Raw genomic sequence first — 23,724 nt, 5'->3', positions numbered from 1 at the left:
CCGACTCACCGTCGCTGTGTGATGTTGTTCACCAGCGCCGTGTCGATGGAGGCGCATTATAGGGAGCCGTCTGAGGATGGCAAGCGGAAATCTTAACTTTTTTACTGACCGCTTACCATTTAGCCATAACGCCGGTTTTTAACGCGATTTGATAGCCGCTGGCAGTTCTGCGAGGCTATTAATCACCCAGTCCGCCGCATTTTCCGCATCCGACGTGACTGGCTTGCCGCTGCGAACCAGAACCTTCGTTCCCACATCGGCTGCTTGCGCCGCCAGCATATCTTCCAGCTTGTCCCCTACCATATAAGAAGCAGCCATATCTATATGAAGGAAGTCGCGAGCGGAGATAAGCATACCTGGTTGTGGTTTACGACAGTCGCAGGCCTGACGAAACTCTTCCACTGCGCCTTCGGGATGATGCGGGCAATAATAGATGCCATCGAGATCGACGCCCCGGTCCGCCAGCGACCAGTCCATCCACTCAGTAAGCTGTTCGAATTGCGCTTCGGTGAAGATACCGCGCGCGATCCCCGACTGGTTCGTTACCAGCACCAGCGCAAAGCCCATCTCTTTAAGCTCGCGCATCGCATCAATTACGCCATCGATAAATTCAAAACGATCGATTTCATGCACGTAGCCGTGATCGACATTCAACGTGCCGTCGCGGTCAAGAAAAATAGCGGGTACAGATTTAGCCACCTGAAAAACTCCTGACATATATATTGCGCGTAGTATCGCATGTTTCCAGCAGGGAGAAAGTGCTCATCGCTCTATGCCCGATTGATTTAGACGTCTGGATGCCTTAACATCCATCCCGTCTACGGTCATCGCCCGTATCTGGCAGAACAAAATGCCACGGCTAACTCGTATAAGATAATAAATACCTAATGATCAAACTTTCGAATATCACCAAAGTGTTCCAGCAGGGAAACCGAACCATCCAGGCGCTGAATAATGTCAGCCTGCATGTGCCTGCCGGACAAATTTATGGCGTGATTGGCGCATCGGGCGCCGGTAAAAGCACGCTTATTCGCTGCGTTAACCTCCTTGAGCGGCCAACCCAGGGCTCCGTTCTGGTAGACGGACAAGATTTAACGGCGCTTTCTGAATCCGAACTCACCAAAGCGCGCCGCCAGATTGGCATGATCTTCCAGCACTTCAACCTGCTCTCTTCCCGCACCGTATTTGGCAACGTGGCGCTGCCGCTTGAGCTGAACAACACGCCGAAAGAAGAAGTTAAACGCCGCGTAAGCGAGCTGCTGGACCTGGTAGGATTGGGTGAAAAACATGACGCCTGGCCTGCAAACCTCTCCGGCGGGCAAAAGCAGCGTGTGGCGATTGCCCGTGCTCTGGCCAGCAACCCGAAAGTTTTACTGTGCGACGAAGCAACCAGCGCGCTCGATCCGGCCACGACGCGTTCCATCCTTGAATTGCTGAAAGACATTAACCGTCGCCTGGGTCTCACCATTCTCCTTATTACGCATGAGATGGACGTGGTGAAGCGCATCTGCGACTGCGTGGCGGTTATCAGCAACGGCGAACTGATTGAGCAGGACAGCGTAAGCGAAGTGTTTTCTCATCCGAAAACCCCGTTGGCGCAGCAGTTTATTCAGTCTACCCTGCATCTGGATATTCCGGACGATTACGCGCAGCGCCTGAACGCGCAGGCAAGCGGCAATACCGTTCCGCTGCTGCGCCTTGAATTTACCGGCCAGTCTGTCGATGCTCCGCTGCTTTCCGAAACCGCGCGCCGCTTTAATGTAAACAACAACATTATTAGCGCCCAGATGGATTACGCAGGCGGCGTGAAGTTCGGCATCATGCTGGCGGAAATGCACGGCACGGCGCAGGAAACGGAAGCGGCAATCGCTTATCTGCAAGAACATCATGTAAAAGTAGAGGTGCTGGGTTATGTCTGAAGCAATGATGTGGTTAATGCTGAAAGGCGTGTGGGAAACCCTGGCGATGACCTTTGTTTCCGGCTTCTTCGGTTTTGTGATCGGCCTGCCGGTTGGGGTGCTGCTGTATGTGACCCGCCCGGGCCAGATTATTGAAAACGGGAAGCTCTATCGCATTATCTCCGCGCTGGTGAATATCTTCCGCTCCATTCCTTTCATTATCTTGCTGGTATGGATGATTCCGTTCACCCGCGCCATTGTCGGCACCTCTATTGGTTTGCAGGCCGCTATCGTGCCGCTGACCGTAGGCGCGGCGCCGTTTATCGCCCGTATGGTGGAAAACGCGCTGCTGGAAATCCCTTCAGGCCTGATTGAAGCCTCCCGCGCAATGGGCGCCACGCCGATGCAGATAATCCGTAAGGTACTGCTGCCGGAAGCGCTTCCCGGACTGGTGAACGCAGCAACCATTACGCTGATTACGCTGGTCGGCTATTCCGCTATGGGCGGCGCGGTGGGCGCAGGCGGTCTGGGGCAGATTGGCTACCAGTATGGCTACATCGGTTATAACGCCACCGTGATGAACACAGTATTAGTATTGCTCGTGGTATTGGTGTATTTAATTCAATTCTCTGGCGATCGCATCGTCCGGGCTGTCACTCACAAGTAATGTCATACACAACATTAGATAAACTTTTCGAGTAAGGAATGGCTATGTCTTTCAAATTGAAAACCTTTGCAGCGGTCGGCGCCCTTATCGGCTCTCTGGCATTAGTGGGTTGCGGTCAGGAAGAAAAAGATCCGAATCACATTAAAGTCGGCGTGATTGTTGGCGCGGAACAGCAGGTTGCCGAAGTGGCGCAGAAAGTCGCTAAAGACAAATACGGTCTGGACGTTGAGCTGGTCACGTTTAACGACTACGTGCTGCCGAACGAAGCGCTGAGCAAAGGCGATATCGACGCTAACGCCTTCCAGCACAAGCCGTACCTGGATCAGCAGATTAAAGATCGCGGTTACAAGCTGGTTTCGGTTGGCAATACCTTCGTTTATCCAATCGCTGGCTATTCCAAAAAAATCAAATCGCTGGATGAACTGCAGCCGGGCTCGCAAATCGCGGTGCCTAACGATCCGACTAACCTTGGCCGCTCTCTGCTGCTGCTGCAGAAAGTGGGTCTTATCAAACTGAAAGACGGCGTAGGTCTGCTGCCGACCGTTCTGGACGTGACTGAAAACCCGAAAAACCTGAAGATTGTTGAACTGGAAGCACCGCAGCTGCCGCGCTCCCTGGACGATGCGCAGATCGCGCTGGCCGTGATTAACACCACCTACGCCAGCCAGATCAACCTGACCCCGGCGAAAGACGGTATCTTCGTTGAAGATAAAGATTCCCCGTATGTAAACATGATAGTGACCCGCGAAGACAACAAAGACGCGGAAAACGTGAAGAAGTTTGTTCAGGCTTATCAGTCTGACGAAGTTAACGAAGCGGCGAACAAAATCTTTAACGGCGGCGCTGTGAAAGGCTGGTAATGCTTCACACTTTGCCACATAAATAATGTAAGACGGGCCGCGGCCCGTCTTGTTATTTCTGCAAGCTCCTGATTCAATAAACTCTCATTGATGATTAATTGAGGAAATATTATGCGTGCTTTACCGATCTGTTTACTGGCCCTTATGCTCAGTGGCTGCTCTATGTTAAGCAGATCTCCCGTAGAACCCGTTAAAAGCACAGCAACCACCCCACCCGCTGAAGCGCCTCGCCAGAAAGTTTCTCATCCCGCTCCCGTAAGAATTTATAGCAATGCTGAAGATCTGGTGGGCAAGCCTTTCCGCGATCTCGGGGAAGTGAGCGGCGAATCCTGTCAGGCGACTAACCAGGACTCTCCGCCTAACATTCCGACCGCCCGCAAGCGCATGCAGATAAACGCCTCCAAAATGAAAGCGAACGCCGTACTGCTGCACAGCTGTGAGGTCACCAGCGGAACGCCGGGCTGCTACCGTCAGGCGATATGCGTGGGTTCTGCGCTGAACGTCTCGGCTAAATGAGTCAGTTCCATTTCGAACAGATAGGCGTTATCCGTTCACCCTATAAAGAAAAGTTCGCCGTCCCGCGCCAGCCAGGTCTTGTGAAAGCCGTTGGCGGCGAACTGCATCTCCTTGAGCCCTATAATCAGCCGGATGCGGTTCGTGGTCTGGAAGGGTTTAGCCATGTCTGGCTGCTGTTCGTTTTTCATCAGACAATGGAAGGCGGATGGCGGCCGACAGTGCGTCCGCCGCGCCTTGGCGGCAACGCCCGCATGGGGGTTTTCGCCACCCGCTCCACTTTTCGCCCTAACCCAATCGGTATGTCGCTGGTTGAGCTCAAGGAAATACGCTGCGAAAAAAATCAGGTTATTCTGCAGTTAGGTGGGCTTGATCTAGTAGACGGCACGCCTGTCGTGGATATTAAACCTTACCTGCCTTTCGCCGAAGCGTTGCCGCAAGCCCGGGCGGGTTATGCTCAGGAAGCGCCCGTCGCGGATATGCCGGTCTTTTTTACCGACGAGGTTCAGGCGACGCTCGCGACGCTTGAGAAACAATACCCGTCGCTTGGGAAATTTATTTGTGAAGTGCTGGCTCAGGATCCACGCCCGGCTTACCGTAAAGAGGAAGATCCGGGTAAAAGCTACGCCGTCTGGCTGCTTGATTTCAACGTGCGCTGGCGCGTGACCGAGCAAGGCTCTGAAGTGTTTGCCCTTGAGGCGCGCTAATTTGTTTTCCCTCTCTTTTGGCAATCCGGCCACGCTGGTAAACTAAACCACTTTTTTGCGCCAGGCCGTCCGGCCTGCTCCGATAGTTCAAATGGAACCGTAACAACATGCGTACTAGCCAATATCTGCTCTCCACTCTTAAGGAGACGCCTGCCGACGCCGAAGTGATCAGCCATCAGCTGATGCTGCGCGCCGGGATGATCCGCAAGCTGGCCTCCGGGTTATATACCTGGCTGCCGACCGGCCTGCGCGTCCTGAAAAAAGTCGAAAACATCGTGCGTGAAGAGATGAACAACGCCGGTGCCATTGAGGTGAGCATGCCGGTGGTGCAGCCAGCCGACCTGTGGCAGGAGAGCGGCCGCTGGGAACAGTACGGCCCGGAGTTGCTGCGTTTCGTCGATCGCGGCGACCGTCCGTTCGTGCTTGGCCCGACGCATGAAGAAGTCATTACCGATCTTATCCGTAACGAGCTGAGTTCCTACAAACAGCTGCCGCTCAACTTCTTCCAGATCCAGACTAAATTCCGCGACGAAGTGCGCCCGCGCTTTGGCGTAATGCGCTCGCGTGAATTCCTGATGAAGGACGCCTACTCTTTCCATACTTCTCAGGAATCCCTGCAGGAAACGTACGATGCCATGTACGCCGCCTACAGCAAAATCTTCAGCCGCATGGGCCTTGATTTCCGTGCGGTGCAGGCGGATACCGGCTCAATCGGCGGCAGCGCTTCCCATGAATTCCAGGTGCTGGCGCAGAGCGGCGAAGATGACGTTATCTTCTCCGACACTTCCGATTACGCTGCAAACATTGAGCTGGCCGAAGCTGTCGCGCCGAAAACCCCGCGCGCCGCCGCCACGCAGGAAATGCAGCTTATCGATACGCCGAATGCGAAAACCATCGCTGAGCTGGTTGAGCAGTTCAATCTGCCGGTAGAGAAGACCGTTAAGACGCTGCTGGTAAAAGCGGTAGAAGGGAGCGCTTATCCGCTGGTCGCGCTGCTGGTGCGCGGCGATCATGAACTCAACGAAGTGAAAGCCGAGAAGCTGCCGCAGGTGGCGAGCCCGCTGACTTTTGCAACCGAAGCGGAAATCCGAGCCGTTATTAATGCAGGCCCGGGTTCTCTCGGCCCGGTCAATATGCCAGTTCCGGTGGTTATCGACCGTTCTGTTGCGGTCATGAGCGATTTCGCGGCTGGCGCCAACATTGAAGGCAAACACTACTTCGGTATTAACTGGGATCGCGATGTGGCGACACCGGAAGTGGCCGATATCCGTAACGTTGTCGCAGGCGACCCAAGCCCGGACGGACAAGGCACGCTGCTTATCAAGCGCGGCATCGAAGTGGGCCACATTTTCCAGCTGGGCACCAAATACTCCGACGCGCTGAAGGCTTCCGTACAGGGCGAAGATGGCCGCAATCAGGTGCTGACTATGGGTTGCTACGGCATCGGCGTAACGCGTGTCGTGGCCGCGGCGATTGAACAGAACCATGACGATCGCGGTATCGTCTGGCCGGAGGCGATTGCGCCGTTCCAGGTCGCCATTCTGCCGATGAATATGCACAAATCTTTCCGCGTTCAGGAACTGGCGGAGAAACTCTACAATGAACTGCGCGCGCAGGGCATTGAGGTGCTGATGGACGATCGTAAAGAGCGCCCGGGCGTGATGTTTGCCGACATGGAGCTTATCGGCATTCCGCACACTGTTGTTATTGGCGATCGTAACCTCGACAACGACGATATCGAATACAAATACCGTCGCGATGGCGAGAAAAAGCTGATTAAAACAGGTGAAATTCTGGATTACCTGGTCAGCAACATCCGCAAGTAGTGCCGCTTTGTTATACTAACGCCCCGCTCTGTCGGGGCGTTTTTTTATCAACGACAAAGGATGGTCATATGCATCTCAGGCGCGGCGTATTGGGCGTTCTGGTTCTGTTAATCGTTGCGTTAACAGGATGCGCTGTTGATATCGGCCAGGATCCTCTCGCTCCTTCCTCTACCAGAACAATTAGCGTACGGCAGTTCAGCTCCGCGCCCGGGCAGACGTTACGGGTTATCGACGAAACGCAACTGCGAACAGGCGATCTGCTTTTCTCATCTTCGATTGGGTTGACCTCGTTAGGGATTCGCTTTTTCAGCGCATCCGCAGTTAGTCATGTAGCGTTGTATACAGGAGAAGGCCATGTTGCTGAAGCCGTCGGCGCGGGCGTGCATATCATCACGTTAAAGGAGGCGATGGCGCATAGTGATAAACTCTTTGCGTTAAGAATGCCGGGGCTTACAGAGAAAGAAGCAAAACTTATCTCGCAATTTGCGACTGATAAAAGCGGTAGCCGCTATAACTTTTCCGGTATCGCTGGAATGGCGCCTTTTATGCTGACCAGCAAGCTTTGTTCACTCACGCCTTTTTCATCCGACTTTCGCCATCAATGCCTGGCAACCCTGGCGAATGTGCAGCTCGCGCCGCCAGAGCGCCCTGCCAACAATCGCTACTTTTGTTCCGAATTTGTCACTGCCGCTTATGCTTATGCCGGTCATCCCTTGACCTCAGCCGCTTCCGGGTGGGTCAGTCCGGCGGATCTGCTCCATATGCGAGAGGGCGATGTAACGTCGCTAAAACCGCTACATCGCCTGCGCTATGTTGGTCATTTAAAAAAAGGAATTTATCTGTCCGCCCGCAGCTATTTTCAGTAAAGGCCTAATCCTGGCAATCTTTATCACGTTCGAAACGGCTATGACTGTCCACCACCAGCGTCTTTTGCATCGTTCCGCTGTCGGGGTTGGGCTCAAGCGTAAAATGCGCCTGCGTTCTCAGCAATACGGCTTTCTGCTCGCCGTCCCGCGCCACGGCATAATCGCGCTCAAGCCGGGCGTTGCTGGACACGGCAAAGCGGCGTCCCGTCGCGCAGTCGGTAAAGGTTGCCGCATCCGCCATATAAAAATACATGCCCTTCATGGCGATGGGCGTCGTCGGCAGCGAGGCGTTTACTGGCGAAAGCGTGTAATTAAGCGTAGAGGAGATGCGTTTGCCTTCGCGGTCGAGCATTTCCAGCTGCTCGCCTTTCGCATGGAAGTAGCGCTTTTCACCGTCGCTGTCGGTCAGCACCAGCTTATCTGCGGTACGCGCCCAGGTCCCCCAGGAGGCGATAACCGTTGGCTCCCGCGCGCCCAGATAGCGCTCGTTCATAACCCACGTGCCGTCTTTTTCCAGAAAAAGCGACGTTTCGATGCCTTCGCAATCCGCACAGGGCAGAACGCCGCGCCAGCTTTGCTGCATGGGTTTAAGCTCTGCCGAAGAAGCAGGCTGAAGCGTCTGCACTTCAGCACGGTTATTACAGCCAAAAAGCGCCAGCATACTCAGCAGCGCCACGGCGGCGGGCACAATGCTCTTTTTCACCTGATTTCCTTATAGTCTGATGGTGAGTGGCTTCTACAGACCGCGAACTTTTCCACGCAGTGCCTTGGTCGCAGACCGCTGTGTTTTCGCCTCGCGGCGACGCACCTTTGACGCGCGCGTGGGTTTGGTAGCTTTTCGACTCTTTTGCGTAACGGTAAGTTCCCGAATTAACGCAATAAGCCGAGCGACCGCCTCTTCCCGATTCATCTCCTGGCTGCGGTGCGTTTGCGCTTTAATAATCACCACCCCTTCTTGCGTAATAAGATGGTGGCTCGCCGCCAGCAGTCGACGCTTATACTCTTCCGGTAAACTGGACGCGTTGATATCGAAGCGCAGATGAATCGCCGTTGAGGTTTTATTCACATGCTGCCCGCCCGCGCCCTGCGCCCGGATAGCGGTAATGGTTACCTCTTCATCAGGAATCGCGACGCTGCGGGAAATTTCAATCATGAAGCCTGCTGCCAGGGCGTTAGCTGGAGCTCCAGATTATGATGCTCGTCGGAAAGCCAGATAATCCCTTCCTGCAGCGTTGCCTGTAACGACATAGTCCGGTCCGCGAGTTTGCTCACCTTCGCCAGCTGTTCGTCATTGATGTACCAGATAGCAAGGTTTTTATACTGGCGCAGCTTATCCTGGTTCTGTTGCCACCAGACCTGCGCCGCGCGGTCGTTATAAGTAAATAACACGACCTCGCTGGACTGATTGACCGCCTTACGCAGCCTGCGCTCATCGGGCAGTCCTAATTCCACCCAAAGCTCAATGCCCATATGATCGTTACGCAGCCAGATTTCCGGCTCATCATCCGCGCACAATCCACGGGTGAATTGGAGCTGCTCGTCGGCATGGATTATCCATGCCAGCAGACGCAGCATCATACGCTCCTGCGTTTCGGATGGATGACGCGCCAGCGTCAGGCTGGTTTCCAGAAATTGCTGACGGTCCAGATCCGCTACGTTAACCGCCGCTTTGTAAATCGTTGCTTTTAATGCCATCACGTCCCCCAGGTTATGCTGGACGCTATTGTAACGGAATAACGGCGGCCTGCCGTAGAATTCCCTGCCTGGGCCTCGTTATCCGTTAATATCGTTCAGATGACTATGGTATAGTCACCTTGCTAAACAGAGTTTATCTTCGTAGGCTTAGACTTGCATCCCACAACGAAGTCGGTAGTCAGGACTCTGACAGGAGGGCATGTGGATAGTTATTGTGCGTTAATACGCAAGCGCTATGCGGAAATCGCCAGCGGCGATCTGGGTTATATCCCCGATGCGCTGGGCTGCGTGTTAAAGGTTCTGAATGAAGTCGCCTCTAACGATGCGCTTTCAGAGTCGGTCAGGGAAAAGGCGGCTTATGCTGCCGCGAACTTACTGGTGAGCGATTATGTCAATGAATGATGCCTATCAACCCATCAACTGTGACGATTATGACAATCTCGAACTCGCCTGCCAGCATCACTTACTACTGACGCTGGAACTGAAGAGCGGAGAAATTTTTAAGGCGCAGGCCAACGACCTGGTTTCTCGTAAAAACGTCGAATATCTGATTGTCGATGAAGCCGGTGCCCCGCGCGAAGTTCGTCTCGATAAAATCGCCAGTTTCAGCCACCCAGAAATCGGCACCGTCGTGGTCAGCGAGTCCTGATCTCCTCAAAACAGCAAGGGCAGCCAGCGGGCTGCCCTTTTTTATGGTTTCTGACTGGCGTAATACGCTGCAAGATTGTCGATATCGCTGTCAGACAGGCCGCTGACGTAAGCCTTCATGATTTCCGCCTGTCCGCCGCTGCGCTCGCCTTTTTTATAAGCCTGCAGCGCATGAGCAAGGTACTCTGCATTCTGCCCGGCCAGGTTGGGGTAAAGCGGCACCGACACTTTTCCGGTCGCGCCGTGGCAGGCAACGCACATAACCGCTTTTTCTTCCCCTGCTTTCGCATCGCCCTTTGCCTGCGCCGACAGACTGCACAGCATTAACCCCGTCAGCATTGCCCATTTTTTCATTCGTCTTGCTCCTTTCGCCAGTCTATATGCCAGCCTGTTTGCGCCTGCGCCGCGCCCTCGCGGGTGACAAAAATGCCAGGGGCGCAGATAAGTTGCTCACCATAAAAAATCAAAGGCGTAGTGTCGCGCCGCCAGGGGGGAACGCGCAACTCTTGCCAGAGTTTTTTCAGGCTACGTCCCCGTTCGCGACCGACAATATACAGAGTCCCACTGGCGCGAAAGCGCACCGTTACGCGTTCATCAGCCCCTGGTACGCGTACACGCGTACCCGTGTCGCCCGTTGTCAGTTGGCCCAGCCCGTCCGGCAGCACAAGCGGTTGCCAGGGCTTTTCCCAACCAATGACGCGATCGCCCTGCCCTGGACGCATTGGCACCCACCAGAGCGCCTCCTGATAACGACGCACTTCATAGCGGCCAAATTGTAAACGCGGACAGGCATCTTCACGGCTTTGCGCCACCTCGTCCCACAGTCGTTGCAGCGCGGCGCGGGAAGGCATTTGAGCGCTGTGCGCGGCAAACCAGCGCCGCAGCAGGGCCCCGCGCCGGCTGTCGCTCACCGCGGCAAGCGGAGCAAGACGAAGCTCGCCCTGCTCTCCCGTTAAGGCGGCGAGCTCTTCGCCCAGCAGCTCATCCAGCAGTTGCTCCTGTTCGCCGCAAAGCTGCGCGCTGCGCGCTGCCGCTTCGGCAAAATGGGGCCAACGCGACGCCAGCAGCGGCAATACGCGCAACCGCAAAAAGTTACGGTCGTAGCTGTCGTCCTGATTACTCTCATCGTCAATCCACACCAGATGATGCGCCTGCGCATACCGCTCCAGCTGCGCGCGCGAGGTGTTAAGCAAAGGACGCAGAATAAACGTCCCGGCGAAAGCGAGTCTTTCCGGCATCGCCGCCAGCCCCGCCGGGCCGCTGCCGCGCTTGAGCGCCAGCAATAGCGTCTCGCACTGATCGTCCTGATGCTGCGCCGTTACCAGCGCCTCACCAGGCTGCAAAGCGTCAGCAAAAGCGGCGTAACGCGCCTTGCGCGCCTGCGCCTCCAGCCCGAGTCCTTCCTGCTCGAGCTGCACGCGACGAACCGTAAGCGGCACGTTCAGGCCTTCGCAAACCCGCCTGCAATGCGCAACCCAGCTATCAGCATGCGGACTGATGCCGTGATGGATGTGAATGGCGCGCAGTGTCAGCGGCGACCCGGTTTCGCGCAAACGCACAAGCTCATGCAGCAGCACGGTGGAATCCAGGCCACCGCTGAACGCCACCAGCAAATGGCGAAAATGATGCAGAGAAGTGAGTGAAAGAGTGGTCATAACGCAGCGAAAAATGAGGAGTATGCCCGGCACGTTACCGGGCATTGCAGGTTCGGGCAAGTCTTACTGCTGATAAAGCTCCAGCGGCAGACCGTCCGGGTCGTTGAAGAACGTAAAACGCTTGCCCGTCAGCTCATCAACGCGCACCGCTTCGCATTTCACGCCGCGGCTTTCCAGATGCGCGACCGCCTGGTCGACATCCTCCACGCTAAATGCGAGATGGCGCAGGCCGCAGGCTTCGGGTCGGCTGGGGCGAGCGGGCGGGAACGGGAACGAGAAAAGCTCAATGACATACTGGCCGTTTAACGCCAGGTCGCCTTTCCAGGAATCCCGCGCTTCGCGGTACACTTCTGACAGCAGCGTAAAGCCGAGAATGTCGCAGTAAAAAGCCTTACTCTTTTCGTAATCCGTCGCGATGATGGCGATATGGTGAATCTGTTTTAAACCCAGCATGCTCTCTCCTTTTGCTTTTTCCGAACGTTAACCAGCCGTTAATAGCAAAACAAGGGGTTAGCTATTTTTTAGGACACGTACACGGTAAACGCCGTCGTCTCCCAGTTTCGCGCCGTGAATATCGGTCTCAAAACCAGGATAGTGTTTGCCGATGGAACAGAGCATGAGCAAGAAATCGAGCACGGCGCGGCTCTCCTGAGTGATCATCTCGCCTGGCATCACCAGCGGCACGCCGGGCGGGTACGGCAGGATCATATTAGCGGAAACCCGGTTGATGAGCTTTTCTATCTCCACCGTCTCCACGTTGCCTTTTACCTGCTGCTGGTACATTTCGTGAGGGGTGAGCTTCATTTCCGGCAATACGTCGAAAGCGCGCAGCATCAGGCTCGCCATATCATGCTGTTTAATAAGATCGTGAATGCCGCGCGCCAGCGTCTGGATACGCATGTTGCGATAAAAGTCCGGGTCCTCGGCGTAAAGGTCGGGCAGCATATTTTTCACCCGCAGGTTCAGGTCATAGGCGCGTTTAAACTCAGTCAGGCCGCGCAGCAGGCTCATCGCCCGGGTTTTATCAATGCCGATGCTGAATAAAAAGAGCAGATTGTAAGGGCCAGTTTTCTCTACGACCACGCCGCGCTCGTCGAGAAATTTGGCCACCAGCGCAGCCGGGATCCCCTCTTCCGCCATGTTTCCCTGTTCGTCCATGCCCGGCGTAAGGATGGTGACTTTGACCGGGTCGAGATACATGTGGTCATCATCGGCATCGTTAAAACCGTGCCACGTCTCGCCCGGCGCGATGGGCCAGCAATCCGCTTCATTAATTTCTTCCGGCTGCCAGATATCGAAGAACCAGCTGTCTGATTCCTCCCGCAGCCGCTGCACCTCTTTACGGAAATGCAACGCACGCTCGACCGAACGGTTAATCAATCTTCTGCCCGGGTTGCCGCGCAGCATCGCCGCCGCGGTTTCGATGGATGCCACCAGCGGGTAGCTCGGCGACGTGGTGGTATGCATCATGTAGGCTTCGTTAAAGGTTTCTTCGTCGTAATCGCCTTTAATATGTATCAACGAGGCCTGAGAAAACGCGGCCAACATTTTATGGGTGGACTGCGTTTCAAAGAAGACTTTGCCCGGAATACGCTCGCCGCTCATGCCGCTTTTGCCCTGATAAATAGGATGAAAGTGGGTATAGGGCACCCAGGCGGAATCGAAATGAATTGAGGGTACATCAAGCGTGCGCTTGATCCAGTTGGTGTTGTAAAGCAGCCCGTCGTAAGTGGAGTTAGTGATAACCGCATGCACCGGCCAGCTGGCATTTTTCGTCTGCCCGACTTTCTCTTCAATCGAAGCGCGGCTGAATTCATGTTTTGGAATACCGCCCAGAATGCCCAGCGCGTTGCGGGTCGGCTTCAGCCAGAGAGGCACGATGTCGCTCATCATCAACAGATGGGTTAACGACTTATGGCAGTTGCGATCAACCAGCATTGTGCTGCCGGCAGGCGCGGCATACATGCCGACAATTTTGTTCGACGTGGAGGTGCCATTAGTCACCATATAGCTCTGCTCGGCGCCGAAGGTGCGGGCGATGTACTCCTCCGCCTCCAGATGCGGGCCGGTATGATCCAGCAGCGAGCCCAGTTCAGTGACGGAAATGGAGACATCCGCCTTCAGCGTATTGCCGCCGAAGAAATCATAAAACAGGCAACCTACCGGGCTTTTCTGATACGCCGTGCCCGCCATATGTCCGGGCGTACAGAAGGTGTATTTGCCTTCTTTAACATAGGTAAACAGCGCTTTGGTAAAAGGCGGCGTGATGTTGTCGAGATACTCATTGGTATATTGCCGGATGCGCGTGGCGATATCTTCCGCCGCGCCTAATGCGTATTCAAAAAACCACAGCGCCATGCGCATTTCGTTAACGCTGACATCGAGCGAGGAATGGGTGTTGATAAAGGCATAAAGCGGCAGGTATTCGTTGAGGCGATTGATTTCGCTACAGAGATCGAGACTGTATTCGTCCCAGTCGAAAATCACGCCGCAGATGCGCGGGTTATGCTCGATAAACTTCAGCAGATCGGTGCTGTTTTTCGGCCAGATAACCTGGAAACCCTGACGCTGAAGCGCATTCTGGAGCTCGTCAATCGGCTCGTCTTTATAAAATGCGCCGTGCGGCCCCATGATGGCGATGATGTTCACTGCTTACCTCCTGGCAAAAATGCATCTGGTAAGCATAGTTGTTAACGCCAGCGACGGGCGCTGGCGTTACGCGTTTACAGAGCAGTCCAGGCATCCTGCCACGCAAGACCTGCTCCCGGTTCGTAATAAGCCGGCGCGGTATTACACCAGCCGCCATACGGGAAAGGCTTACACTGATAGAGTTTGCCGTGGTTAATGACGATATCGCCGGAGTTCCATTTTTGTGTACTGCTCCATGCCGGATAATTTGTCGACCCACCGCCTGAAGGCGCTGAGGCTTTCGCCTTCACATTAAGCGTATAGGAGGCAGTGCTGCTTAACTGGCCATCATCCACCGTCAGGCTGATAACGTATTGTGCATCCTGCGCTTTTTCTGGCGCATCAAAAATAATTACGGATTTATCTTTGCCGCTGACCGTCTGCCCATCCTGCGACATCCATTTATAGGTGAGCGCATCGCCATTCTCATCGGTTGAGCCTTCCGCGCTAAGCGAAACTTTACTGCCCGCTTCCACTGCGCCAACAGGGCCTGCAATCATCGCCACAGGCGCGACGTTAAGCGAAGGCTCCGGTGAAGGTTGCGGCTCCGGTGAAGGTTGCGGCTCCGGTGAAGGTTGCGGCTCTGGCGAAGGTTGCGGCTCCGGTGAAGGCTGGGGTTCAGGAGAGGGTTGCGGCGTGGTATTTCCGCTGGCGTCGTCCACCACTTTAACGTTGAAGAAATGCTTCACGCAGTTTGCGTAATCGCCCTCTTTAAAAGCGCTGAAAGGCGTCTGATAGCCCACCAGCTGGCAAGCGTAAGTTTGACCTGAAGGCGTTTGCGCGCTCCAGCCCCAATCCTGCTCCCAGTAAATGGGCAGCGCCCCGGCACCGCCGCTGTCGAACTGCTTCATCCCTTTACAGCCCAGCACTTCGTTAGCAGGGACATTAACTTTCAGGTATTTAGCGAACTCTTTGTAATAGGCGATACGATTAAGCGACTGGGCGTTTTCCGTAGGGCCGCCGCACTCTACGCCGCCGTTAATAATCTGGATAGTGACGCCAAAACCCGGCACCAGACCGTTAGACTTGTCGTGATCGTTGGGCGTCCATGTGCCGTCAATAACGTGCATCATGCTGGGTTTGGGCGGCTGCGGGTAGACAAAGAAAAAGATAGCGCTGGCAAGGTTAAGCCACGTATCCGCCACCATTTCAGGCTTATCAAGCAATGTGCGCACCGTGCCGAACATCGCATCGGAAAAAGGACCGTAGTTGTAGTTATAAGAAAGCTGTTTAGCGCCTCGCCCAAAATAACTCACAAAGTCGCCATCTTTGTCCTTACCGCAGGGCCAGGTCTGCCCCTGCCAGACATCAGGATTGCACTCGCCGTTATAGCCCCCCTTTTGCCCCTCGGTCCAGCCCATTTCTCGCAGGTAAACCAGCGCCTGTCGCCACTCCTGCTCTGGACGCCAACTCTCATGTCCACCCGTTTCCTGAGCAAAGTGCGCAAACATTGTCGCTAACGATTTACGGCAAATCGCCTCGCTATTACGCCCATCGCTATAGCTGCCGCAAACCGCCGGGAATTTGCCGATAGCCTTCAAAAAATTGGTGTAGGTGTACTCCGGCGCACGAAGAGGGAAGAGATAGTCCCAGTCAGCGCTTTTGAGGATGCTTTCCACTCGCTTTACGTTGTCGGGATTACTGGCATTCCCTGGCGCGATGTTTTCCACGCTATCGTTATCCAGCGTCTGAATCGATGCTTTTACCGATTTCATTAGCGGGAAGCTGGTTAGCTCCTGTTCTTTCTTTTGTAAATCAGCGGAATTTACGGGGTAAGGTTCACTGCTGGCTTCCAGAAGCGCAGAAGAGGCGGGCGGGGTATGCAGGAAAATGCCCGCCGCGACTGCGCCGAGTGCGGCTCGTTTCATGCTCATAGCGATTACTCCGAAAGGGTGAGGTGCTGAGAAAACAATTTCACCGTTCTGCGACAGACATCGCAGATAAATGGAGTCTAGTGAAGCGAAACGAGAACGCCTGCCGTCTCGTTGAGACCGATCACAAAATAAATAGATTAAAAAAGGCTGACAAAAGTCAGCCTTTAGAGAGAAATGGAAAAAGTCGGAGAATCAAGCGTAACCGTAGCTCATCAGACGCTGATAACGACGGTTAAGCAGGTCTTCTTTGCTCAGTACATCGAGATCCGCCAGATCTGCCAGCAGTTGCGCCTTCAGCGATTGCGCCATCGCTTCCGGATTGCGGTGCGCGCCGCCGAGCGGTTCACCAATCACGGAGTCAATGAGCTTCAGCTCTTTCAGACGCGGAGCGATAATGCCCATCGCTTCTGCAGCGAGCGGCGCTTTATCCGCGCTTTTCCACAGAATAGATGCACAGCCTTCCGGTGAAATAACGGAATAAGTGCTGTACTGCAGCATGTTGACTTTGTCGCCCACGCCGATAGCCAGCGCGCCGCCGGAGCCGCCTTCGCCGATAACGGTGCAGATAACCGGCACTTTCAGGCGGGACATTTCACGCAGGTTGCGGGCGATGGCTTCAGACTGACCGCGCTCTTCCGCGCCCACGCCCGGATAGGCGCCCGGGGTATCGATGAAGGTAATAATCGGCATATTGAAACGCTCGGCCATCTCCATCAGGCGCAGCGCTTTACGGTAGCCTTCCGGCGCCGGCATACCAAAGTTGCGGCGAATTTTTTCTTTGGTTTCACGTCCTTTCTGGTGGCCGATTATCATCACCGGGCGGCCATCCAGACGCGCGATGCCGCCGACAATGGCTTTATCGTCGGCGTAAGCGCGGTCGCCCGCCAGTTCATCGAACTCATCAAACGCCAGACGAACATAATCAAGGGTATAAGGGCGCAGCGGATGACGCGCCAGTTGCGCAATCTGCCATGCGCCCAGATCGGCGAAAATCTTACGGGTGAGCTCTACGCTTTTTTCGCGCAGACGATGCACCTCTTCGTCGATGTTAATATCCAGTTTTTCATCCTGACGGCCTACAGCGGTCAGGGAATCGATTTTCGCTTCCAGCTCTGCAATCGGCTGTTCAAAATCAAGGAAATTCAGACTCATAATATTCCTGTATTAGTCAAACTCCAGTTCCACCTGCTCCGGGCCTGGCAGGCCTCGCGGCTACCGGCCCGGTGATTCAGAACCCGGGAAACGTGGATGCATACGCATCAGTCAAATTCCAGTTCCACCTGCTCCGAACCAATCAGGCCACGCAGATCGTTAAGTAAACGATCGCTTGGCGAGACACGCCACGTCGCGCCGAAACGCAACCGCGCACGGGCGTCCGCCCTCTGATAGTAGAGATGTACTGGAATTGTCCCCGAACGATGGGGTTCCAGAGACTGACGGAGACGGTTTAAAAGCTGGTCATCAATTTGCCTGTCCGTCAGCGAGATAGCAAGCCCGCGAGCATACTTTTCGCGGGCTTCGTCAATGTCCATGACTTCGCGGGCGGTCATTTTAAGCCCTCCGCTGAAGTCATCAAAGCTGACCTGTCCGCTAACGATCAGGATTCGGTCTTTCTCCAGCAACTGCTGGTATTTCTCCAGCGCGTCGGTGAATAACATCACCTCCAGACGCCCTGAACGGTCATCCAGCGTACAGATGCCGATACGATTGCCACGCTTGGTGACCATAACCCGCGCGGAAATCACAAGCCCCGCCGCCGTGGTCACTTTGCCACGTTCGGTCGGATGCATATCTTTAAGCCTCATGCCGCCGACATAACGCTCAATTTCTTTCAGATACTGGTTGATGGGGTGGCCGGTTAAGTACAGCCCCAGCGTTTCACGCTCGCCATCCAGCACCACCTGCTCCGGCCACGGCTGACAGCTGGCGTAGGATTGCTCTATCTGCTCCGGCTCTTCCGCCAGCACACCGAACATATCCGCCTGGCCGATGGCTTCGGCTTTGGCATGCTGATCGGCGGCTTTCAGCGCGTCGCCCAGCGAATTCATTAGCGCCGCGCGGTGCGGCCCCAGACGATCGAACGCGCCGGACATAATCAGCTTCTCCAGCACGCGGCGGTTCAGCTTTTTGGTGTCCGTACGGGCGCAGAGGTCAAACAGCTCGCGGAAATAGCCGTCTTTGTTGCGCGCTTCAATAATCGCTTCAATCGGGCCTTCGCCTACGCCTTTAATGGCGCCGATGCCGTAAACGATTTCACCGTCGTCGTTCACGTGGAACTGGTAAAGCCCGGAGTTAATATCCGGCGGCAGGACTTTCAGCCCCATGCGCCAGCACTCGTCCACCAGACCGACAACCTTATCGGTGTTGTCCATGTCCGCGGTCATTACCGCCGCCATAAACTCTGCCGGATAGTGCGCCTTGAGCCACAGCGTCTGGTAAGAAACCAGCGCATAGGCTGCCGAGTGCGATTTGTTAAATCCGTAACCCGCGAATTTCTCAACGAGGTCAAAGATTTTCATCGCCAGCTCGCCGTCAACGCCGTTTTTCTTCGCGCCGTCTTCAAAGATAGAACGCTGCTTAGCCATCTCCTCAGGCTTTTTCTTACCCATCGCACGGCGCAGCATATCCGCGCCGCCCAGCGTATACCCCGAAAGCACCTGGGCTATCTGCATGACCTGTTCCTGATAAAGGATGATGCCGTAGGTCGGCTCCAGTACAGGTTTCAGGCTTTCATGCTGCCACTGAATATCAGGATAAGAGATAGCCTCACGCCCGTGCTTACGGTCGATAAAGTTATCCACCATGCCGGACTGCAGCGGGCCCGGACGGAAGAGCGCCACGAGCGCGATCATATCTTCGAAGCAGTCAGGCTGCAGGCGCTTAATCAGGTCTTTCATGCCGCGGGATTCAAGCTGGAACACCGCAGTGGTTTCCGAGCGCTGCAGCATGTCGAAGCTTTTTTTATCGTCCAGCGGAATGGCGGCGATATCGATGGGCTCAAGGCCCTGCTTCGCGCGGCGGGCGTTAATCATATCCAGCGCCCAGTTGATGATGGTAAGCGTACGCAGCCCGAGGAAGTCAAACTTCACCAGCCCCGCGTATTCCACATCGTTTTTATCAAACTGGGTAACCGGATGATGCCCCATTTCGTCGCAGTAAAGCGGCGCGAAATCGGTAATTTTAGTCGGCGCGATAACCACGCCGCCGGCGTGCTTACCAGCGTTACGCGTCACCCCTTCAAGCTTGCGCGCCATGTCGATGAGCGCTTTAACCTCTTCATCGGCATCATAAATCTCCTGCAGCTGCGGCTCCGCCTCGAACGCTTTTGCAAGCGTCATACCCGGATCGGGAGGAATAAGCTTGGAGATGCGGTCAACAAAGCCATACGGGTGGCCTAACACACGGCCCACGTCGCGGATAACCGCTTTCGCCGCCATGGTGCCGAAGGTGATGATTTGCGATACCGCGTCGCGCCCGTACATATCCGCCACGTGTTCAATCACCTGGTCGCGCTTCTCCATGCAGAAGTCGACGTCAAAGTCAGGCATTGAGACACGTTCGGGGTTAAGGAAACGCTCAAACAGCAGGTCGAATTCCAGCGGATCGAGGTCGGTAATCTTTAGCGCGTAGGCCACAAGCGAGCCCGCACCGGAACCACGGCCTGGCCCTACCGGAATGCCGTTATCCTTCGACCACTGGATAAACTCCATAACGATAAGGAAGTAGCCCGGAAAGCCCATCTGGTTGATAACCTGAAGTTCAATGTCCAGGCGTTCATCATATTCCCGACGCTTCTCAGCGCGTACCGCCGGGTCGGGGAACAAAAATTCCAGTCGATCTTCCAAACCTTCCTTCGATTTCTTCACCAGAAAATCTTCGGTGGTCATATCACCGGTCGGGAACTGCGGCAGGAAGTATTCGCCAAGGCGCACGGTGACATTACAGCGACGGGCTATCTCTACGCTGTTTTCCAGCGCCTCCGGGATATCGGCGAAGAGCTCGCACATCTCCTCTTCTGTACGCATGTACTGCTGCGTGGAGTAGAAGCGCGGGCGTTTAGGGTCATCCAGCGTAAAGCCATCATGGATGGCGACGCGGATTTCATGCGCGTCGAAGTCAGAAGGGTCGATAAACCGTACGTCATTGGTAGCGACAACCGGCAATCCTTTCTCTTCCGCCAGCCGGACGGCGGCGTGCAGGTAGTTTTCTTCATCCGCACGCCCGGTGCGCACCAGCTCCAGGTAGTAACGATCGGCGAAATAGTGCTGATAGAACTCCACGCACTGATCCACCAGCGCGCCATTGCCGCGCAACAGGCTTTTGCCTACATCGCCCATTCTGCCGCCTGAGAGCAGGATCAAGCCCTCATTCAGCTCAGCCAGCCATCCGCGGTCGATCCACGGGCCAGCGGGGCCGTAACCACGCTGGTAGGCTCTTGAGATAAGCAGTGTCAGGTTCTGGTAACCGGTATTGTTCGCGGCAAGGACAGTCAGGTGGGTGAATTCATCACCCAACAGCTCGCTCTGGACGTTAAAATCAGCGCCGATTATCGGTTTCATCCCTACGCCGTGCGCGCCGCCGTAAAACTTTACCAGCCCGCAAAGGTTAGTGAAGTCAGTTATGGCCAGCGCAGGCATGCCGAGCGCGGCCGCCTTTTTTACCAGCGGCCCCGTCTTTGCCAGTCCGTCGATCATGGAATAGTCACTGTGCACCCGCAGGTGCACAAAACGAGGTTCAGCCATCTCTGTTTCCGGTTCGTTGTATCAGTATGTCTTAAGACGCCAGACCCAGCGCGCGTTTAACCGGTGCGAAACTGCGCCGATGATGTATCGTCGCGCCATGCTCAGCCAGCCGTTCAAGATGGAAAGCGGTGGGATAGCCCTTATGTTGGGCGAAACCATATTGGGGAAAACTCAGATCCAGCTCGGCCATTTCGGCATCACGCGTAACCTTGGCAAGTATCGACGCGGCGCTGATTTCTGCAACCCGGCTGTCGCCTTTTACGACAGCCATCGCAGGAACGGGCAGTTTCGGGCAGCGGTTGCCGTCAATCAGCACATATTCTGGCGCAATAGCGAGCCCGGCCACAGCGCGCTGCATAGCGAGCATAGTGGCGTGCAGTATGTTCAGCTCGTCAATTTCATGCGGTTCGGCGCGGCCGATGCTCCAGGCCAACGCTTTTTCACGGATCTCATCAAAGAGCGCCAGGCGGCGCTTTTCAGACAGTTTTTTCGAATCGGCAAGGCCGATAATCGGGCGGGCAGGATCCAGGATCACCGCAGCGGTAACCACTGCGCCAACCAACGGGCCGCGCCCTACTTCATCCACACCCGCCACCAGTTGCGTATGCGGGTAGATAAATTCCATCATCGTGCAAGCTCCAGCACGGCCAGCGCTGCCTGCTCATCGGCATTACAGCGGATCTGCTCGTGCAGTTTTCGGAAAGTGTCGTGCATTTCGTGGCTCTGTTTGCCATCCGCCAGCAGCGGCTGCAGTGCGGCGGCAAGTTTCTGCGGCTCGCACTCTTCCTGCAGCAGCTCTTTAACCAGCTCTCTTCCCGCCAGTAAGTTCGGCAGGGAGACAAATTCCGTTTTTACCAGCCGCTTAGCGAGCCAGAAGGTAAAGGGTTTCATGCGGTAGCCGACGACCATCGGGCATTTCGCCAGCATACACTCCAGCGCCGCCGTACCGGAAGCCAGCAAAGCGGCATCGCTGGCTATCATCGCTTCACGCGCATGACCGTCCAGCAGATGCGCAGGCAAGTCTGGCGCTACTTCCGCTTTAATACGCTCAAACTGCTCGCGACGTTTCGCGTTGACCAGCGGCACCACGACCTCAAGCTGCGGATAAACCTTACGCAGCAGCTGGGCGGTTTTCAGGAAATCGGCGCTGAGCATTTCCACTTCCGCACTACGGCTGCCAGGCAGAAGCGCCAGACAGCGCGCGTCATGGGCGATGCCCAGCACGTCGCGCGCCGCGTTTTTATCCGGGTCGAGCGGCATAGCGTCCGCCATGGTATGACCGATAAAACGGCACGGTACGTCAAATTTATCGTAAAACGCTTTTTCGAAAGGCAGAAACGCCAGCACCAGATCGGTAGCTCTGCCGATTTTGAAAACGCGTTTTTGCCGCCAGGCCCAGACCGAGGGGCTGACGTAATGAATAGTGCGAATGCCCTGCTTTTTAAGATTGCCTTCGAGGGTGATATTAAAATCGGGCGCATCAATGCCGACAAAAACATCGGGCATGAGCTCAGTAAAACGACGCGTCAGGTCAGCGCGAATATGCAGCAGACGACGTAGCCGCCCCAGCACTTCGACAACACCCATCACCGCCAGCTCTTCCATGTCGTACCAGGCTTCGCACCCTTCCGACTGCATGCGTGGGCCAGCCACGCCGACGAAACGGGCGTCTGGTATTTTTGCTTTCAAGGCGCGGATAAGACCCGCACCAAGAATATCGCCGGAGGTTTCTCCGGCGACCAGGGCAATCGTAAGTGGACGCGCTGCGCTCATTAACGAATTAAACCGCGAGTAGAACGCTCGAAGAAATCCGAAAAGGCTTTGACTTCGGGATGCTGCGCCGCCAGTTCGGCAATCTCCGGCTTCACTTCATCCAGCGTTTTACCGCTGCGATAAAGCAGCTTATAGGCGTTACGAATAGCGTGCAGCGCCTCTTTGCTAAAGCCACGGCGTTTCAGGCCTTCAAGGTTTACACCAAACGGCGTAGCATGGTTGCCCTGCGCGATAACATAAGGCGGTACGTCTTGCGCCACACCGGAGCAGCCGCCGACCATCACATGCGCACCAATGATGCAGAACTGATGAATCGCGGTCATGCCGCCGATAATAGCGAAGTCGTCCACCGATACGTGACCCGCTAACGTTGCGTTGTTAGCCAGGATACAGCGGTTACCCACTGTGCAATCGTGCGCTATATGCGCGTTGATCATCAGCAGGTTGTCGCTGCCCACCTTCGTCAAGCCACCGCCTTGTACGGTTCCTCGATGAATAGTTACGCTCTCGCGAATGCGGTTGCGATCGCCAATTTCCACGCGGGTAGGTTCGCCAGCATATTTCAGATCCTGGTTTACTTCCCCGATGGAGGCGAACTGATAGATCTCGTTATCACGACCAATTTTAGTGTGGCCGTTAACGACAACATGAGACTTCAGTACCGTTCCTTCACCGATCTCAACATCTGGACCGACAATACAAAACGGGCCAATGTGGGCGTTAGCGCCAATAACAGCGCCTTCCTCAACAATGGCGGTAGGATGAATAAAGGCGGATTTATCAATCACGTATCAGGCCTCCCGGCTGCGTGCACACATCATGGTAGCTTCGCAAACCACTTTGCCGTCGACCATCGCCACACCTTTAAAGCGGGTCAGGCCACGGCGGGTTTTCTCGAAAGTGACTTCCATCACCATCTGGTCACCTGGCACAACAGGACGCTTAAAGCGTGCTTCATCAATACCAGCGAAATAGTAAAGTTCACCCGGCTCCAGCTTACCTACGCTTTTAAAGGCCAGAATCCCGGTGGCTTGCGCCATCGCTTCTAAAATCAGAACACCCGGAAAAATCGGCTTACCAGGGAAATGGCCCTGGAAAAACGGCTCATTGACAGAGACATTTTTTACCGCGCGCAGGAAACGGCCTTCTTCGAAGTCCAGTACGCGATCTACCAGCAGAAACGGGTAGCGGTGCGGCAGCAGTTCTAAAATCTCTTCAATGTGCAGAGTATGAGTGTCAGTAGTCAAAATACTCTTCCTGTCTAAATATACTGAAAAGGCAATAATAACACGGCCTGCGGCGATCGTTTGAT

At 55.2% G+C, this 23,724-nt stretch carries 24 protein-coding genes; 9 read left to right on the top strand and 15 right to left on the bottom strand.

Features of this window, described 5'->3' with window-relative positions; all coding sequences use genetic code 11:
• Nucleotides 1-138: 138 nt before the first annotated feature.
• A complete protein-coding gene (gene gmhB / locus MT962_RS14435) occupies nucleotides 139-699 on the bottom strand; it encodes a D-glycero-beta-D-manno-heptose 1,7-bisphosphate 7-phosphatase (RefSeq protein WP_048887679.1) in 561 nt (186 codons plus the stop codon).
• Nucleotides 700-887: 188 nt separating this feature from the next.
• On the opposite strand from gmhB, the gene metN reads away from it, so the two are divergent.
• The 7 genes from metN (at nucleotide 888) to MT962_RS14400 (ending at nucleotide 7,337) form a co-directional block, all read left to right on the top strand.
• Nucleotides 888-1,919, top strand: a complete 1,032-nt coding sequence (metN, locus tag MT962_RS14430) for a methionine ABC transporter ATP-binding protein MetN (protein WP_188724055.1) — start codon at nucleotides 888-890, stop codon at nucleotides 1,917-1,919.
• Nucleotides 1,912-2,565, top strand: a complete 654-nt coding sequence (locus MT962_RS14425) for a methionine ABC transporter permease MetI (RefSeq protein WP_024559210.1) — start codon at nucleotides 1,912-1,914, stop codon at nucleotides 2,563-2,565. The genes metN and MT962_RS14425 overlap by 8 nt, the downstream gene beginning before the upstream one ends.
• A gap of 44 nt (nucleotides 2,566-2,609) precedes the next feature.
• A complete protein-coding gene (gene metQ, locus MT962_RS14420; protein WP_024559211.1) occupies nucleotides 2,610-3,425 on the top strand; it encodes a methionine ABC transporter substrate-binding lipoprotein MetQ in 816 nt (271 codons plus the stop codon).
• Between the two features lie 111 nt (nucleotides 3,426-3,536).
• Nucleotides 3,537-3,941, top strand: a complete 405-nt coding sequence (gene rcsF, locus MT962_RS14415) for an Rcs stress response system protein RcsF (RefSeq protein WP_024559212.1) — start codon at nucleotides 3,537-3,539, stop codon at nucleotides 3,939-3,941.
• Nucleotides 3,938-4,645, top strand: coding sequence for a tRNA (N6-threonylcarbamoyladenosine(37)-N6)-methyltransferase TrmO (gene tsaA / locus MT962_RS14410; RefSeq protein WP_048887680.1), 708 nt, complete (start codon nucleotides 3,938-3,940; stop codon nucleotides 4,643-4,645). The genes rcsF and tsaA overlap by 4 nt, the downstream gene beginning before the upstream one ends.
• Before the next feature lie 107 nt (nucleotides 4,646-4,752).
• The gene (gene proS / locus MT962_RS14405) at nucleotides 4,753-6,471 is read left to right on the top strand and encodes a proline--tRNA ligase (protein WP_024559214.1); all 1,719 of its coding nucleotides are present in this window, start codon (nucleotides 4,753-4,755) and stop codon (nucleotides 6,469-6,471) included.
• Between the two features lie 68 nt (nucleotides 6,472-6,539).
• Complete coding sequence (locus tag MT962_RS14400; RefSeq protein ID WP_024559215.1) at nucleotides 6,540-7,337, top strand: YaeF family permuted papain-like enzyme; 798 nt, start codon at nucleotides 6,540-6,542, stop codon at nucleotides 7,335-7,337.
• A 4-nt stretch (nucleotides 7,338-7,341) separates the two neighbouring features.
• Here the strand turns inward: MT962_RS14400 and nlpE are convergent, their stop codons facing one another.
• From nlpE to MT962_RS14385, 3 genes are all read right to left on the bottom strand, one after another.
• Nucleotides 7,342-7,998: an envelope stress response activation lipoprotein NlpE gene (gene nlpE, locus MT962_RS14395; protein ID WP_247365932.1), complete on the bottom strand. Its 657-nt coding sequence runs from the start codon at nucleotides 7,996-7,998 to the stop codon at nucleotides 7,342-7,344.
• Nucleotides 7,999-8,073: 75 nt separating this feature from the next.
• On the bottom strand, nucleotides 8,074-8,490 hold the full coding sequence (gene arfB / locus MT962_RS14390; RefSeq protein ID WP_024559217.1) for an alternative ribosome rescue aminoacyl-tRNA hydrolase ArfB: 417 nt from the start codon (nucleotides 8,488-8,490) through the stop codon (nucleotides 8,074-8,076).
• Nucleotides 8,487-9,032 carry a YaeQ family protein gene (locus MT962_RS14385; RefSeq protein WP_247365926.1) on the bottom strand — a complete coding sequence of 182 codons (546 nt, stop codon included), beginning with the start codon at nucleotides 9,030-9,032 and terminating at the stop codon, nucleotides 8,487-8,489. Before MT962_RS14385 ends, arfB begins: the two co-directional genes overlap by 4 nt.
• A 201-nt stretch (nucleotides 9,033-9,233) precedes the next feature.
• On the opposite strand from MT962_RS14385, the gene MT962_RS14380 reads away from it, so the two are divergent.
• Nucleotides 9,234-9,434: a YaeP family protein gene (locus tag MT962_RS14380; protein WP_024559219.1), complete on the top strand. Its 201-nt coding sequence runs from the start codon at nucleotides 9,234-9,236 to the stop codon at nucleotides 9,432-9,434.
• Complete coding sequence (gene rof / locus MT962_RS14375) at nucleotides 9,421-9,681, top strand: Rho-binding antiterminator (protein WP_024559220.1); 261 nt, start codon at nucleotides 9,421-9,423, stop codon at nucleotides 9,679-9,681. The genes MT962_RS14380 and rof overlap by 14 nt, the downstream gene beginning before the upstream one ends.
• Nucleotides 9,682-9,722: 41 nt before the next feature.
• Here rof and MT962_RS14370 read toward each other — a convergent pair whose 3' ends face one another.
• From MT962_RS14370 to fabZ, 11 genes are all read right to left on the bottom strand, one after another.
• Nucleotides 9,723-10,034: a cytochrome c gene (locus tag MT962_RS14370; protein ID WP_024559221.1), complete on the bottom strand. Its 312-nt coding sequence runs from the start codon at nucleotides 10,032-10,034 to the stop codon at nucleotides 9,723-9,725.
• A complete protein-coding gene (gene tilS, locus MT962_RS14365) occupies nucleotides 10,031-11,335 on the bottom strand; it encodes a tRNA lysidine(34) synthetase TilS (protein ID WP_247365924.1) in 1,305 nt (434 codons plus the stop codon). Before tilS ends, MT962_RS14370 begins: the two co-directional genes overlap by 4 nt.
• Nucleotides 11,336-11,398: 63 nt before the next feature.
• The gene (locus MT962_RS14360; RefSeq protein ID WP_247365922.1) at nucleotides 11,399-11,788 is read right to left on the bottom strand and encodes a VOC family protein; all 390 of its coding nucleotides are present in this window, start codon (nucleotides 11,786-11,788) and stop codon (nucleotides 11,399-11,401) included.
• 57 nt (nucleotides 11,789-11,845) lie between these two features.
• A complete protein-coding gene (locus tag MT962_RS14355) occupies nucleotides 11,846-13,984 on the bottom strand; it encodes a lysine decarboxylase LdcC (protein ID WP_024561076.1) in 2,139 nt (712 codons plus the stop codon).
• A gap of 74 nt (nucleotides 13,985-14,058) precedes the next feature.
• Nucleotides 14,059-15,897 (bottom strand): chitinase, encoded by a 1,839-nt coding sequence (locus MT962_RS14350; RefSeq protein ID WP_247365919.1) that lies wholly within the window; start codon nucleotides 15,895-15,897, stop codon nucleotides 14,059-14,061.
• Between the two features lie 192 nt (nucleotides 15,898-16,089).
• On the bottom strand, nucleotides 16,090-17,049 hold the full coding sequence (accA, locus tag MT962_RS14345) for an acetyl-CoA carboxylase carboxyl transferase subunit alpha (protein ID WP_024559226.1): 960 nt from the start codon (nucleotides 17,047-17,049) through the stop codon (nucleotides 16,090-16,092).
• 107 nt (nucleotides 17,050-17,156) lie between these two features.
• Nucleotides 17,157-20,639: a DNA polymerase III subunit alpha gene (gene dnaE, locus MT962_RS14340; RefSeq protein ID WP_024561074.1), complete on the bottom strand. Its 3,483-nt coding sequence runs from the start codon at nucleotides 20,637-20,639 to the stop codon at nucleotides 17,157-17,159.
• 31 nt (nucleotides 20,640-20,670) lie between these two features.
• A complete protein-coding gene (gene rnhB, locus MT962_RS14335) occupies nucleotides 20,671-21,267 on the bottom strand; it encodes a ribonuclease HII (protein ID WP_024559228.1) in 597 nt (198 codons plus the stop codon).
• On the bottom strand, nucleotides 21,264-22,412 hold the full coding sequence (gene lpxB, locus MT962_RS14330; protein ID WP_247365917.1) for a lipid-A-disaccharide synthase: 1,149 nt from the start codon (nucleotides 22,410-22,412) through the stop codon (nucleotides 21,264-21,266). The genes rnhB and lpxB overlap by 4 nt, the downstream gene beginning before the upstream one ends.
• The gene (lpxA, locus tag MT962_RS14325; protein ID WP_024561072.1) at nucleotides 22,412-23,200 is read right to left on the bottom strand and encodes an acyl-ACP--UDP-N-acetylglucosamine O-acyltransferase; all 789 of its coding nucleotides are present in this window, start codon (nucleotides 23,198-23,200) and stop codon (nucleotides 22,412-22,414) included. Before lpxA ends, lpxB begins: the two co-directional genes overlap by 1 nt.
• A gap of 3 nt (nucleotides 23,201-23,203) precedes the next feature.
• Complete coding sequence (gene fabZ / locus MT962_RS14320; protein ID WP_024552956.1) at nucleotides 23,204-23,659, bottom strand: 3-hydroxyacyl-ACP dehydratase FabZ; 456 nt, start codon at nucleotides 23,657-23,659, stop codon at nucleotides 23,204-23,206.
• Nucleotides 23,660-23,724: the final 65 nt, after the last annotated feature.

Origin of the sequence: Franconibacter sp. IITDAS19, from assembly GCF_023079515.1 — a bacterium.
GTDB classification, from domain to species: Bacteria; Pseudomonadota; Gammaproteobacteria; order Enterobacterales; family Enterobacteriaceae; genus Franconibacter; species Franconibacter pulveris.
This window is presented reverse-complemented; position numbering and strand designations above follow the sequence as displayed.